We start from the raw sequence: 12,383 nt of genomic DNA, 5'->3' as shown, positions 1-12,383 counted from the left end.
GGGCACGACCATGACAGGAAGCCTCTTTTCCAGCCTGACGGACCCGCAAACGATCATTGCCATTCTCGTCACCCTTGCGGTTTTCGCAACCCTCTATACGCTCATCATGCCACTCTTTGAGCGAAAAGACTTCGCCAAGCGCATGAAAGCCGTGTCATCGGAGCGCGATCTCATTCGCAGCCGCGAGCGTGAGCGCCTCGCCGCCGCCACTAGGGACGGCAAGGCCTCCCTGCGTGGCAATAATAATAAATCGGCGCGCCGCATCGTCGAAAAATTCAACCTTCAGGAAGCGCTTGCCGACAAGAACACGATGAACAAGCTGCGCGCTGCGGGTTTTCGTTCACAGAATGCGCTCAACACATTTCTTGCCGCCCGGTTCGTGCTGCCATTCGTTTTTCTGGCCCTGGCCTTTACCTGGGTTTTCGTTCTCGGAAACCTCGCCGATAAGGCTTTCGTCGTCCGGCTGATGGCAGTGCTCATTTTCGGTTATCTGGGTTTTTACGCACCCAATATCTATGTTTCCAACGCCATGAACAAGCGGCAGGCCTCGATCAGGCGCGCTTGGCCGGATGCGCTTGATCTGATGCTGATCTGCATCGAATCCGGTGTGTCCATGGAGGCCGCCATGCGTCGTGTTGCGGAAGAAATGGGTGAGCAGTCGCCCGAACTGGCGGAGGAAATGATGCTGACGACAGCGGAGCTTTCCTTCCTTCAGGACCGGCGCATCGCACTTGAGAATTTTGGCATGCGCACGCAGCTGGACGGCGTAAAAAGCGTGGTGCAAGCGCTTATCCAGGCGGAACGATACGGCACGCCATTGGCTCAGGCGTTGCGCGTTCTGGCCCAGGAAGGCCGTGACGAGCGGATGAACGAAGCCGAAAAGAAGGCCGCCGCCCTGCCGCCAAAGCTGACCGTGCCGATGATCATATTTTTCCTGCCGGTGCTCATCGCAGTCGTTCTCGGACCAGCCGGCATTCGCGTCGCCGATACGTTCTGACACGCTAAACGCGCCCGCCCTATAGGCGGTAGCGCGTGATGAGGCGGAGCTGTGAATATTATCTGCGATGTGGCATTGATGGACGCGCCTGAACCCGCATCAGCCTGCTGGCTTGTTGTCCTTCTTCGCCAGTTGCTGCCAGGAATTCTGCTGCGACAGCATTGCACGCAGATAACCGAGATTTGCCTGCGCCTGCTGTGGCGAAAGTTCCTGAACCGCGATGCGCTCAGCCTCGGCAAACCGTCCCTGAAGACCCACCACGAGCGCGAGGTTCTGGCGAACGCGGCTGTCGGCGCCCGGCTGGGTGATGGCCGATTGCAGATATGTCTCGGCGGTACGGGGATCGCTCGACAGGACATAGGACATGCCAAGGTTCGAGAGCACGCTTGGATCGTTCGGTTTGAGATCGAGTGCCTGCCTGTATTTGGTGCGGGCCTCGTTCGACCTGCCAAGCTGGTCGAGCACGGCACCTTCGGCAGAATACAGCCGCCAGTCTGGACGATCAGGCGTCTGTGCTCTCTGAATGGTTGAAAGGGCCTGTTCGAGCTGGCCTGATGCTGCCTGCGCCTTGCCATAGGCGGCAAGCACCTCGCGGTCGGACGGATTGGCGATGGCGATCTGCTGCATGACCGCGAGCGCCTGCGTGTTCTTGCCGGTCATCATCAGCACGTTAGCATAATTCATGCCGACTGACCTGTCCTTGGGGCTGCGTTCATAGGCCTTGCCGGCCGTCTCTTCCGCCTGCCGGAGCTGGTCCATGTTCATGTGGTCATAGGAGCGTGTGGCCGCAGGAATGGAGCCGGTGGACATGCGATCCGGCTTGTTGGTGCTCGCGCATCCGGAAACGGCGAAAACCAGCGCTGCGAGACATGCTCCCCGCAGTAAGCCTGTCCGACCTGTCTCGCTCAAAGAAAAAGCAGTCATGGCAGTGCCCCCGCCCAAGAATTATCGATCTTGCGCCCGACATACGACAGACTCACATGACGCAACTTTCGCTTAAGCAATAATCTGTTAACCCTAACAGAGCGTTAATCGCACCGATTCTCGACAGTTACGAAAGCAGACCATGGCGCCCTATCAGTTCATCGAACGCCCGACACCTTTCAGCTCCAAGGCTGGCAGCACCCTGCCGGTTTTCGCCGTGACGCCAGCCCATATCGAACAGGGTGCCATCGATCCTGTTGCTCTGGACTGGGCGAAGAAAGCGGGTTTCAAGGCCGAAGCAGGCGCCGTATTGCTTGTTCCCTCTTCCGATGGTTCGCTAGGTGGCGTTCTTCTCGGCCTTGGGGGCAATCCCTCCGAAATCCCGTTCATAACCGGAAAACTGGCCCGCGAGCTTCCCGAAGGCGAGTGGCATATTGAAACCGCGCCATTGACGGCCAATCGGCTGGCTCTCGGTTTCGGCCTCGGCAGCTACCGCTTCGACAAATACAAGACAACCAAAACCAGCGGGGCAAAGCTTCTCATTCCGCAGGATGCCGAAGATGGCGAGATCAAGCGCGTTCTGGCCGGCGTCTTCCTCGCCCGCGATCTCATCAATGTTCCGGCCAACGATATGGGACCGGACGAGCTTGAGATCGCCTTCCGCAGCCTTGCCGCACACTACAAGGCAAAGGTGGCCGTCATTACCGGCGACGATCTGCTGAAGGAAAACTTCCCGCTCATCCATGCCGTCGGCCGCGCCAGCGAAAGCGCACCGCGCCTTCTGGAAATGAACTGGGGCAAGAAGGGAAATCCCTGCCTGACCCTCGTTGGCAAGGGTGTCTGCTTCGATACTGGTGGTCTCGATATCAAGCCAGCCGCCTCCATGGCGCTGATGAAGAAGGACATGGGTGGTGCGGCCAATGTTCTCGGTCTTGCGCTGATGATCATGGACGCGAAACTGCCGGTCAATCTTCGCGTCCTCGTGCCCGCCGTCGAAAACTCCATTTCCGCCAACGCCTTCCGTCCCGGTGATATCTACAGGAGCCGCAAGGGCCTGACGGTACAGATCGACAATACGGATGCGGAAGGCCGTCTCGTTCTGGCCGATGCGCTGGCCTATGCAGACGAGGATGCGCCGGACCTGATGATTGACATGGCAACGCTCACGGGTGCCGCCCGCGTTGCTCTCGGCCCGGATCTGCCGCCCTTCTATACCAATGACGACGATCTGGCCCACGATATCGCGGAAGCGAGCATCGATACCGACGATCCCCTTTGGCGCATGCCGCTCTACATGGGGTACGACAAGGATATCCGCTCACGCGCGGCCGATATCACCAACGCGCCATCAGGCGGCATGGCAGGATCGATCACCGCCGCCCTGTTCCTGAAGCGTTTCGTCACCAATACGAAAAAATGGGCACATTTCGATATTTACGGCTGGTCCTTGAGCGAAAGGCACCATTCATCGATCGGCGGCGAGGCTCAAGGGATCAGAGCACTCTTCCATTACATCTCACACCAGTTTGCGAAGTAAATCGGTACCACGGTTGATCTGACCGGCCCACGGGCGCTTCGTTAAGCGGAGCGCCCGGCCTTACTCAAACCAGAACCTTCTGTTCCTTGAGATCTTCCTCACCAAAGAACTTCAGATAACGCTCCACCTCGGATCGTTCGCCTGTCGCTTTTTGCGGATTATCGGAGAGTTTCACGGCTGGCCGACCATTGGCGTCGCTGACCTTGCAGACAATGGAAATCGGCTTCAAGCTGGCGATGGTCTTCGGCGCGCAACCGGCGAAATCATTGGTCAGATTGGTGCCCCAGCCGAAGCTCATGCGCACCCGGCCTTCGAAATGCCTGTATGTATCGACGATGGCATCGACATCGAGCCCATCTGAGAAAATCAGCATCTTCTTGCGGGGGTCACGGCCCATCTTCTGCCACCACTCGATGATCTTTTCCCCGCCTTCGATCGGCGGCGCGCTGTCGGGACGAAAGCCCGTCCAGTCCGCCACCCATTCCGGCGCATTGCGCAGAAAGGCCGCCGTGCCAAAAGCATCGGGCAGCACGATCAGCAGGTTGCCGCCGTAAAGCCGGTTCCAGTCCTTCAGAACCTGATAGGGTGCTGCGGCCAGTTCCTCGTTGGTTTGCGCCAGCGCCGCAACCACCATCGGCAATTCATGCGCATTGGTGCCGACCGCCTCAAGGTCGGAATCCATGGCGAGAAGGACGTTGCTCGTGCCGGTGAAGGCAGGGCCAATGCCTTCCTTCAGCGCCTCGACGCACCAGCGCTGCCACAGAAAACTGTGGCGGCGGCGGGTGCCGAAATCGGAAATACGCAGGCCCGGCAGTTCCCGCAACCGTTCGACCTTTTCCCACATCTTGGCCTTTGCGCGGGCGTAGAGAACATCCAGCGTGAAATAACCAAGCGAGCGCATTGCGCTGCGCGAGCGTAGCTCATTGATGATCGCCAGCGCCGGGATTTCCCAGAGTGTCGTATCCATCCAGCGGCCGTGGAAATTCAGCTCATATTGCCCGTCTCGCTTGAAAAGCTCGTATTCCGGCAGCTGGTAGCTCGAAAGCCAGGAGAGGAATTCCGGCTCGAAGATTTGCGAGCGGCCGTAGAAGGTGTTACCCGCAAGCCAGATGTTCTCCTTCTTGGAGAGGCGCAGGGTACGCGCGTGATCGAGCTGCTCGCGCAGTTCCATCTCGTCGATCTCTTCCGCCAACCGCACCGTCTTCGTGCGGTTGATGAGCGAAAACGTCGCGTCGACTTCCGGATAGAGTTTCCAGATCATCTGCAACATCAGCAGCTTGTAGAAATCCGTATCGATCAGGCTGCGGACGATCGGATCGAGTTTCCAGGTGTGATTGTGGACACGGGTTGCTATATCGGTCTTCGTCATGCTTGCATTCCCCAGCATCGGCCCAGAACATCGGCAGGGCCGACGTCACCCCGCACCTCGACAGGTATTATCAACCTGTCATGTCAAAGATTTATCTGAAAAAGCAACAACAAGTCCAGAGTGCGGGCGGCGCAAACGCCGCTTTAAGTCATATTACTTCAGAAGGTCGGGTCGACAGGATTGATGCCGGGATACCAGTCCTTGGAGATGGGATTTCTGCCACCGAAGCTGGAGATGCCGTTCTCATCGGTGCAGCGATAGCCTTGAACCGGCAGACCGCGACTACCGAAAACATCCCGGTATGGGCCGCGGGCATATCCAGTTACACCAAGTTCGCTATGGCAATTGTAACGCACCTTGGGCTGTAGCGTTCGCGGGTCTTTGACACCCGGCAGGTTCGCATAGGCATCTGGAGCCGGAGCAAAACCATTCTGAAAAACGGTCTGCGCCTGCGCGGAAGCGCTCATTAACACCGCTGCCAGGATCGCTGCCAATCGTGTTGCCATTTTTGTGTTCATCGATGCCGGTCCCGTACCATCATTCAACCGATGTAGGCTTTCGGCTGTGGTCGCACAAAGGGCGAGGCAGGCACAATTTCGTGAAGCCGCCGCCTCAGCCTTCCAGACGCCGGAAAGCCGTCGGCTTTTCGTAAAGCCAGCCGATGCGCTCGATGGCCTCATTGAGATTTTCGCGTGCAACATTCATCGTGTGGCCATTGGCATGCAGCAGCGTCTCTTCGTTTTCCATTAGCCCGACATGGCCCTTCCAGAAAACCAGATCGCCGCGGCGCAATTCATCGCGTTCTATTTCCACGCCGAGCGATTTAACCTGCATGTCGGTATCGCGCAGAACCCGTCGGCCCGTCATCGCCATGGACAATTGCACGAGGCCCGAGCAATCGATGCCAAAGCCGGAGCGGCCGCCCCAGAGATAAGGTGTCTCGATAAAGCGCAAGGCCACCGCAACATAGTCCTCTTCGAGAGCGGCATCGACTGGTCGGCAATGGGCGGCGATTATGCCCTCGCCTCTTTCGGTCAGCAGATAGCGGGTGCCGCGTGTCTCGGCCTCACCAACGATCCGGACCATGCTGCCCATGGAAATGGCTGCGACCGGCGGTTTGCGCAATTCGGCGGAAGGATAGAGGAAGGTGCGTGGCGCAACCACCTGGTGGGTAACGGCAACGACATCGCCGATTGCCGTCTCCGGCACGTAACCGGCATAACCATCAGCATCCGCCTGCACCCAGGCCCAGCCATTCGCCCGGTCGAAAATGCGCACGGTTTCACCAAACAGCAGCTCCGTATCGATGCCGGCGGCAAGGTCAGGCGTTGGCCGCAGGCCAATAACCGGCACCGCGATCTGGGCTGGCGAACCGCTGACGAAACGCTCGGCCTGAACCACGCCTTGCAGTTTCTCATCGGCCAGATCGGAGCGGAAGACATTCAGGCGGCGGTCGAGCATCATGGTTTCACATCCAGAGGTTAGATCTTGCGTGCCTGATCAATAATCAGATCGCCGAATTTTTCCAGATAGAGCGCACCTGCCACGGTGCGTTTTATCACGACATTGCGCTTGTCCCGTTCGTCCCGCACCCTGTCAACCAGCCCGAGCGCTCCCAGACTGTCGAGTGCGCGGGTGATGACCGGTTTGGTCACGCCCAGCAAGGCGGCGAGGCCCCGGACTGTATGTGGCGGCGGCACGAGGTATATCTGCAGCAGGATTGTAGTCTGGCGCAAGGTCAAATCCGGCGCATCGGCCGTGACCTGCGCAGCAGATACGCGATGCCAAAGCCCCAAGGCCTCCGTAGGCGAAAGTTCTGCAGGCAAACCGGTAACCTTCCAGTCGTTATCCCACCGTTTTCATTCAACGGAGCGGAAAACTCAAGAAGCATACCGCACAAACAGAACCGCCGCGCCTTCGCAGATCATAAAAGATCGCGCGGCGCGGCGGTGTTGTTTAAACCCGTTTGTCGGGCCTTTAATGTCCCCTCTGGACTTGCAAGATGAGATGCAGGAAGCGTGCCAGTTTTACCGCAGTGCACAAATACGAGCAAAAACAGATGCTTGGGGTATAATTCCGATGTTATGTTCAAATTTTCCGCAAGGCGAAAATAGCAAAAAAAACAGGCAATCAGCAATTCAGTGCTTAAAAACTGCCTTCCGCCGTAACAGCGGAAGGCTGGGATCGGGATGGGTCAGATTTCCGCACCGCGAGCGGCATCGGTCGCATCTGCATTGTGCCGCCGGTTATGTCGGATGGACGACCAGAGCGAAATGCCGATCAGGGTCGCGCCACCAAGGCCGGTGATGACCTCTGGAATGTGGAACATCGTCTGCACGTACATGATGACGGACAGGATGAGGATCGCGTAGAAAGCGCCGTGTTCCAGATAGCGGTATTCGGCGAGCGTTCCCTTTTCCACCAGCATGATCGTCATCGAGCGCACGTACATGGCGCCGATACCGAGGCCGATGGCGATGATGAACAGGTTCTGCGTCAGCGCAAAAGCACCGATGACGCCATCGAAGGAGAAGCTTGCATCGAGCACTTCGAGATAGAGAAACGCACCGAAGCCGCCTTTTGCAGCGCCTTCGAGCACTTCCTGGCTACGATCGAGAATACCGCCGACGACTTCCACCAGCAGGAAGGTCAAAAGACCCCAGATTGCCGCATGGAAAAAGGTGTTGGCCGCAACCGGACCAAGCTCCGGATTGTCGCTGGCGCCGATGATACGAGAGAAGGCCAGCATGACGACCAGCACGAAGGCGATCTCGATACCCTTGACGGAGGAATAGACCGCAGCCTTTTCCTCGATCCAGCGCACCCAGTGCACGTCCTTTTCATGGTCGAAGAAGAAGTTGAGACCGACCATCATCAGGAAGGTACCGCCAAAAGCAGCGATCGGCAGATGGGCGTCACGCATGATTTCTGCATAACGTTCCGGCTGCGTGGCCGCCATGACGAGCGCCGTCCAGGGGCCGACATTGGCGGCAACGACCACGATCAGCAGCGGGAAGACGATACGCATGCCGAAAACGGCAATCAGAATACCCCAGGTCAGGAAGCGATGCTGCCAGACTGGCGTCATCTCTTTCAGCTTGTTGGCGTTGACGATGGCGTTGTCGAAGGAAAGCGAAATTTCCAGCACGGCAAGCACCGCACAAATGAAGAAGATCGTCGCTGTTCCACTGACAGTTCCGGTCATTTCCCAGCCGAGATAGCCGCCAAGGATCAGACCGACGATGGTGACGATAAAAGCCCACTTGAAGTAGGAAAGTGTGGTTTTCTGGGCGGCGCTCATGTCCGGTTACCTCCGGTAACGAGAGCGATTGCGGAACGACGCAGGACGTCGGGCCGCACGCAGAAAGCACGCGCGCGAAGCACATTCAGGTTTTTCATAGTTTTTAATCCGCCGGCCAATTTTTGCAGGCGGTACCGACATCACGAGAGCGCCGTAAAACTCTCGCCAGAGGGGCCCGGCACCTTTGTTTCCTCTGCCCTTGCGAGACATATGATCGCAGGACCCTCTCTTACTCCTCGAAGATCACCTCTTCGTCAAGTCCCGTGATGATTTCGGCGGCAACATCACGGGTAAACAGAGGAAATGCCTAGTCCGCAGCCAGTATATCCACCTTTTCGCGACCGCGTTTGAGCGTATTTTCACGGAAGAAAATATAAAGGCCGGAAAGAACGATCAGGCCCGCACCGACGACGATACTGGTCTGCGGCACATCACCAAAGAACAGCCAGCCAAAGACCACCGCCCAGAGCAGCAATGTGTATTGCAGCGGCGCGACGGTCGCGGCGTCCGCGAGCTTCAGAGCGCGGTTGACCAGCACATGCGCCGCCATGGCGACCACGCCGAGCAGGCCGAGGAAAGCGAGATCGAAACCGGACTGGACCGGCAACCAGCCCGACGGCGTGACGAACACCGCAACGAGGCCCGCAAGCCCCGCACCGATGATCTGCCAGAAAGCGAGCACCGTATCAGGCGTGTTGCGTAGCTGGCGTCCGGACAACATCATGAAGGCGAAGGCGGCGCTGCCGAGAATGGAAAACAGTGCGGCCGAGGTGAGGCTTGCCGAGCTTGGCTGCAAGGCAATGAGAACACCGACGAAACCAATGGCGATGGCCGTCCAGCGACGCCAGCCGACCTTTTCTCCCAGGAGAAACGGCGATAGAGCCGCCACATAAATGGGGGCGGCGAGCCAGTAGGTCATCACGTCTGCCAGCGGCAGGGCAGCGACTGCGAAATAGAAACAGAAAAGCTCGGCGGTGGAGAAGAATACTCGCGCCACCTGAAGAGACGGTCGCTCGATTTTCATGAGGCCGGAAAGACCGCCTTTCCACACGATCGGAACCAGAATGACAAGGGCAGCGACGCTGCGGATGAGGATCACCTGCCCCTGGCTGTAGGTCGAAACCAGCCATTTTCCCATAGCGTCGTTCAACGCGAAAAGCAGCATTCCAAGCAGCATGACGGCCACGCCGAGGCCAGTCGGCGAAAGCTTTCGTAATATATTCGGCATGTCAGGTTCCGTTCTCTCCCAATGGCTGCATTGGTCGTTCAGCCAGCCCTCGTTTGTCAAGCCCGAAGCGGGAGGAGTCGCGTATTAATAGTACTAATAAATCGGCAATTTCGATGTCACGCGAACATGCGCTTCTCTTCGGCAACGAGTTCCTGGAGAAAATCGACCACCGTGCGCACGCGGACCAACTGACGGGCGGATTCGTGATAGGCCGTCCAATAGGACCGACTTATGCTCATATGCGGCATGATCCGCAGAAGTTCGGGATATTGTCCGGCAATGTAATTGTGCAGGATGCCGATACCGGCGCCCGAGCGCACCGCCTCGGTCTGACCGGTGGCGCTGGATATTTCAAAGGCGGCGTCCCAGTCGCGCATGATCTCGCCGGTATAGTTCAGAGAAGGCGAGAAGATCAGATCCTCGACGTAGCCGATGCGCCGATGGCGCTTGAGTGTTTCCACATCCGCCGGCGTTCCATATTCGGAGAGATAGGACTTCGATGCGTAAAGCCCCAGCGAATAGTCGGTGAGCTTGGAAAACATCAGCCTACCCTGTTCCGGCCGCTCGATGGTGATGGCGATATCGGCCTCTCGCTGCGACAGGGAAAAGGAGCGCGGAACCGGCACGAGCTGGATTTTTAGGTCGGGATAACGCGCGGTCAGCCGGCCAAGCCGTGGCGCAAGAAAAGAAACCCCGAGACCATCGGGCGCGCCGATGCGCACCGTTCCCGCCACTGCCGTATCGACACGACCGAGATTTGCCTGCGCATTCAGCATTTCGGTTTCCATGCGCTCGGCGGCGCCCAAAAACAGCTGACCTTCTTCGGTCAGTTCGCAACCGTTCGTCCGGCGGATGAATAATTGGGTCTTCAGTGCCTGCTCCAGCGACGTCAATCGTCGCGAAAGCGTTGCGTGGTTGAGGCCGAGCCGTTTCGATGCGGCAAGTATCTGCCCGGAGCGGGCAACGGCGAGGAAGATGCGGACGTCATCCCAATTCATGGTTTGCTGCGCAGCATTATGGGTTCGACATCAAGCAAGGTCAGCGACGTCACCATTCCTGCCACACTCTCTTTGTATTTCAGAAAATGCGGCGTTTGCAGATGCGCTTCATATGCCGCCCGGTCCGCGTAGACTTCGAGGATGCGAATCTTTTCCGGGCTGCCTTTAATTGCCACCGCATTTAATGCAAGCACACCAATTTCCAGGCTGACCGAAGCTTCGATCTCTTCTGCAAGCAGTCTGCGATAGGCATCCAGCTGGGTTGGATCGATTTGGATTTCAGCCATCCGCACGACTGGTTCATCGCTCATCAAGCTTCTGACCTTCTGTTGACCGGCGAACGTGTGGGTGTCGGAAATCCGCCGCCACCCTCAAAATACTCGCCTTGCTTTAATTTACGCACAACGGTTTCTTATCTGAGTTCATTGATTTGTACAAATTCAAGTGCAATGCTGCACCCATCAAAAAATCGCGGAGGAAAGCCCCATGAGGGAAATCGGTCATTTCATCAACGGCAAGCATGTGTCCGGCACCAGTGGCCGCACATCTAACGTCTACAACCCGGCAACCGGCGAAGTGCAGGCGACTGTCGCGCTTGCCAGCGACGCCGAGTTGCGCGCTGCCGTGGAAAGCGCAAAAGCGGCACAGCCGAAGTGGGCCGCCACCAACCCGCAGCGCCGCGCCCGCGTTTTCTTCAAGTTCGTCGAACTTCTGAACCGCGATATGAATGAGCTGGCGGTGCTGCTCTCCAGCGAGCACGGAAAGACCGTCGAAGATTCCAAGGGCGATATCGTGCGCGGCCTCGAAGTCTGCGAATTCGTCTGCGGCATTCCGCATCTGCAGAAGGGTGAGTTCACCGAGGGCGCAGGTCCCGCCATCGACATGTATTCGATCCGCCAGCCGGTCGGCATCGGTGCGGGCATCACGCCGTTCAACTTTCCGGGGATGATCCCAATGTGGATGTTTGCGCCGGCCATCGCCTGCGGCAACGCCTTTATCCTCAAGCCTTCCGAGCGCGATCCGTCCCTGCCGATCCGCCTTGCCGAACTGATGATCGAGGCAGGTCTTCCGGCCGGCATCCTCAACGTCGTCAATGGTGACAAGGGCGCTGTCGACGCCATACTGACCGATCCGGATATCGGCGCGGTTTCCTTCGTCGGTTCCACGCCGATTGCCCGCTACGTCTACGGTACTGCCGCCATGAACGGCAAGCGCGCACAGTGCTTCGGCGGCGCGAAGAACCACATGATCATCATGCCTGATGCCGATCTCGATCAGGCCGTGAACGCCCTGATGGGCGCCGGTTACGGTTCGGCCGGCGAGCGCTGCATGGCCGTGTCGGTTGCGGTTCCGGTTGGCGAAGAAACGGCCAACCGTCTCGTTGAAAAGCTCATCCCGCAGATCGAAGCACTGAAGATCGGCCCCTACACCGACGACAAGGCCGATATGGGCCCGCTCGTTACCAAGGAAGCGCAAACGCGCGTCAAGGGTCTGATCGACAGCGGTGTCGAGCAGGGCGCGAAACTGCTGGTCGATGGCCGCGACTTCAAGCTCCAGGGTTATGAAGACGGCTATTTCGTCGGTGGCTGCCTGTTCGACCACGTCACCCCTGACATGGACATCTACAAGACGGAAATCTTCGGACCTGTTCTCTCCGTCGTTCGCGCCAAGAACTACGAAGACGCGCTGGAACTGCCGATGAAGCATGAATATGGCAACGGTGTTGCGATCTACACCCGTGACGGCGATGCTGCGCGTGACTTCGCCAGCCGCATCAATATCGGCATGATCGGCATCAACGTTCCGATCCCTGTTCCGCTCGCCTACCACTCCTTCGGCGGCTGGAAGGCCTCGAGCTTCGGCGATCTCAACCAGCATGGAACGGATTCAATCAAGTTCTGGACGAAGACCAAGACGATCACCTCGCGCTGGCCGTCCGGCATCAAATCAGGTGCCGAATTCGTCATGCCGACGATGAAGTAAGCAATGCGTCTCTAAACAATGAACCGGCGGGCGATTGACCCGCCGG

At 58.1% G+C, this 12,383-nt stretch carries 12 protein-coding genes; 3 read left to right on the top strand and 9 right to left on the bottom strand.

All coding sequences use genetic code 11. The annotated features are described in order from the left end of the window. Window positions 1–10 precede the first annotated feature (10 nt). Window positions 11–997 carry a type II secretion system F family protein gene (locus tag RBH71_RS13765; RefSeq protein ID WP_003514557.1) on the top strand — a complete coding sequence of 329 codons (987 nt, stop codon included), beginning with the start codon at window positions 11–13 and terminating at the stop codon, window positions 995–997. Between the two features lie 99 nt (window positions 998–1,096). On the opposite strand, the gene RBH71_RS13760 is transcribed toward RBH71_RS13765, so the two are convergent. Continuing rightward, complete coding sequence (locus RBH71_RS13760; protein WP_035251994.1) at window positions 1,097–1,921, bottom strand: tetratricopeptide repeat protein; 825 nt, start codon at window positions 1,919–1,921, stop codon at window positions 1,097–1,099. Window positions 1,922–2,063: 142 nt separating this feature from the next. Here RBH71_RS13760 and RBH71_RS13755 point away from each other — a divergent pair, with 142 nt between their 5' ends. After that, window positions 2,064–3,458 carry a leucyl aminopeptidase gene (locus RBH71_RS13755; protein WP_003514553.1) on the top strand — a complete coding sequence of 465 codons (1,395 nt, stop codon included), beginning with the start codon at window positions 2,064–2,066 and terminating at the stop codon, window positions 3,456–3,458. 64 nt (window positions 3,459–3,522) lie between these two features. Here RBH71_RS13755 and pncB read toward each other — a convergent pair whose 3' ends face one another. From pncB to RBH71_RS13715, 8 genes are all read right to left on the bottom strand, one after another. After that, entirely contained in the window at window positions 3,523–4,827 is a 1,305-nt protein-coding gene (gene pncB / locus RBH71_RS13750) for a nicotinate phosphoribosyltransferase (RefSeq protein WP_003514549.1), read from the bottom strand. 158 nt (window positions 4,828–4,985) lie between these two features. Then, entirely contained in the window at window positions 4,986–5,345 is a 360-nt protein-coding gene (locus RBH71_RS13745; RefSeq protein WP_035251992.1) for a hypothetical protein, read from the bottom strand. Window positions 5,346–5,439: 94 nt separating this feature from the next. Further along, window positions 5,440–6,291 carry a C40 family peptidase gene (locus RBH71_RS13740; protein WP_003514546.1) on the bottom strand — a complete coding sequence of 284 codons (852 nt, stop codon included), beginning with the start codon at window positions 6,289–6,291 and terminating at the stop codon, window positions 5,440–5,442. Between the two features lie 17 nt (window positions 6,292–6,308). Next, the gene (locus RBH71_RS13735) at window positions 6,309–6,653 is read right to left on the bottom strand and encodes a MarR family winged helix-turn-helix transcriptional regulator (protein ID WP_003514544.1); all 345 of its coding nucleotides are present in this window, start codon (window positions 6,651–6,653) and stop codon (window positions 6,309–6,311) included. Between the two features lie 368 nt (window positions 6,654–7,021). Beyond that, entirely contained in the window at window positions 7,022–8,128 is a 1,107-nt protein-coding gene (locus tag RBH71_RS13730; RefSeq protein ID WP_003514542.1) for a DUF475 domain-containing protein, read from the bottom strand. A 307-nt stretch (window positions 8,129–8,435) separates the two neighbouring features. Beyond that, the gene (locus RBH71_RS13725; RefSeq protein ID WP_003514540.1) at window positions 8,436–9,356 is read right to left on the bottom strand and encodes a DMT family transporter; all 921 of its coding nucleotides are present in this window, start codon (window positions 9,354–9,356) and stop codon (window positions 8,436–8,438) included. Between the two features lie 116 nt (window positions 9,357–9,472). Beyond that, window positions 9,473–10,354, bottom strand: a complete 882-nt coding sequence (locus tag RBH71_RS13720) for a LysR family transcriptional regulator (protein WP_003514539.1) — start codon at window positions 10,352–10,354, stop codon at window positions 9,473–9,475. Further along, window positions 10,351–10,665, bottom strand: a complete 315-nt coding sequence (locus tag RBH71_RS13715; RefSeq protein WP_003514538.1) for a putative quinol monooxygenase — start codon at window positions 10,663–10,665, stop codon at window positions 10,351–10,353. The genes RBH71_RS13720 and RBH71_RS13715 overlap by 4 nt, the downstream gene beginning before the upstream one ends. A 175-nt stretch (window positions 10,666–10,840) precedes the next feature. Between RBH71_RS13715 and RBH71_RS13710 the strand changes: the two genes are divergently transcribed. Continuing rightward, window positions 10,841–12,337, top strand: coding sequence for a CoA-acylating methylmalonate-semialdehyde dehydrogenase (locus tag RBH71_RS13710; RefSeq protein WP_003514535.1), 1,497 nt, complete (start codon window positions 10,841–10,843; stop codon window positions 12,335–12,337). The last annotated feature ends 46 nt before the right edge of the window (window positions 12,338–12,383 follow it).

The organism is Rhizobium sp. AN68 (genome assembly GCF_030758035.1).
In the GTDB taxonomy this organism is placed as follows: Bacteria; Pseudomonadota; Alphaproteobacteria; order Rhizobiales; family Rhizobiaceae; genus Agrobacterium; species Agrobacterium tumefaciens.
Note: the sequence above shows the minus strand (reverse complement) of the source record. Positions and strands in the feature narration are given on the sequence as shown.

Coding starts and splice junctions, on each gene's coding strand:
- RBH71_RS13765 (WP_003514557.1), top strand. CDS start 11: ATGACAGGAAGCCTCTTTTCCAGCCTGACGGACCCGCAAACGATCATT.
- RBH71_RS13760 (WP_035251994.1), bottom strand. CDS start 1,921: ATGACTGCTTTTTCTTTGAGCGAGACAGGTCGGACAGGCTTACTGCGG.
- RBH71_RS13755 (WP_003514553.1), top strand. CDS start 2,064: ATGGCGCCCTATCAGTTCATCGAACGCCCGACACCTTTCAGCTCCAAG.
- pncB (WP_003514549.1), bottom strand. CDS start 4,827: ATGACGAAGACCGATATAGCAACCCGTGTCCACAATCACACCTGGAAA.
- RBH71_RS13745 (WP_035251992.1), bottom strand. CDS start 5,345: ATGAACACAAAAATGGCAACACGATTGGCAGCGATCCTGGCAGCGGTG.
- RBH71_RS13740 (WP_003514546.1), bottom strand. CDS start 6,291: ATGATGCTCGACCGCCGCCTGAATGTCTTCCGCTCCGATCTGGCCGAT.
- RBH71_RS13730 (WP_003514542.1), bottom strand. CDS start 8,128: ATGAGCGCCGCCCAGAAAACCACACTTTCCTACTTCAAGTGGGCTTTT.
- RBH71_RS13725 (WP_003514540.1), bottom strand. CDS start 9,356: ATGCCGAATATATTACGAAAGCTTTCGCCGACTGGCCTCGGCGTGGCC.
- RBH71_RS13720 (WP_003514539.1), bottom strand. CDS start 10,354: ATGAATTGGGATGACGTCCGCATCTTCCTCGCCGTTGCCCGCTCCGGG.
- RBH71_RS13715 (WP_003514538.1), bottom strand. CDS start 10,665: ATGAGCGATGAACCAGTCGTGCGGATGGCTGAAATCCAAATCGATCCA.
- RBH71_RS13710 (WP_003514535.1), top strand. CDS start 10,841: ATGAGGGAAATCGGTCATTTCATCAACGGCAAGCATGTGTCCGGCACC.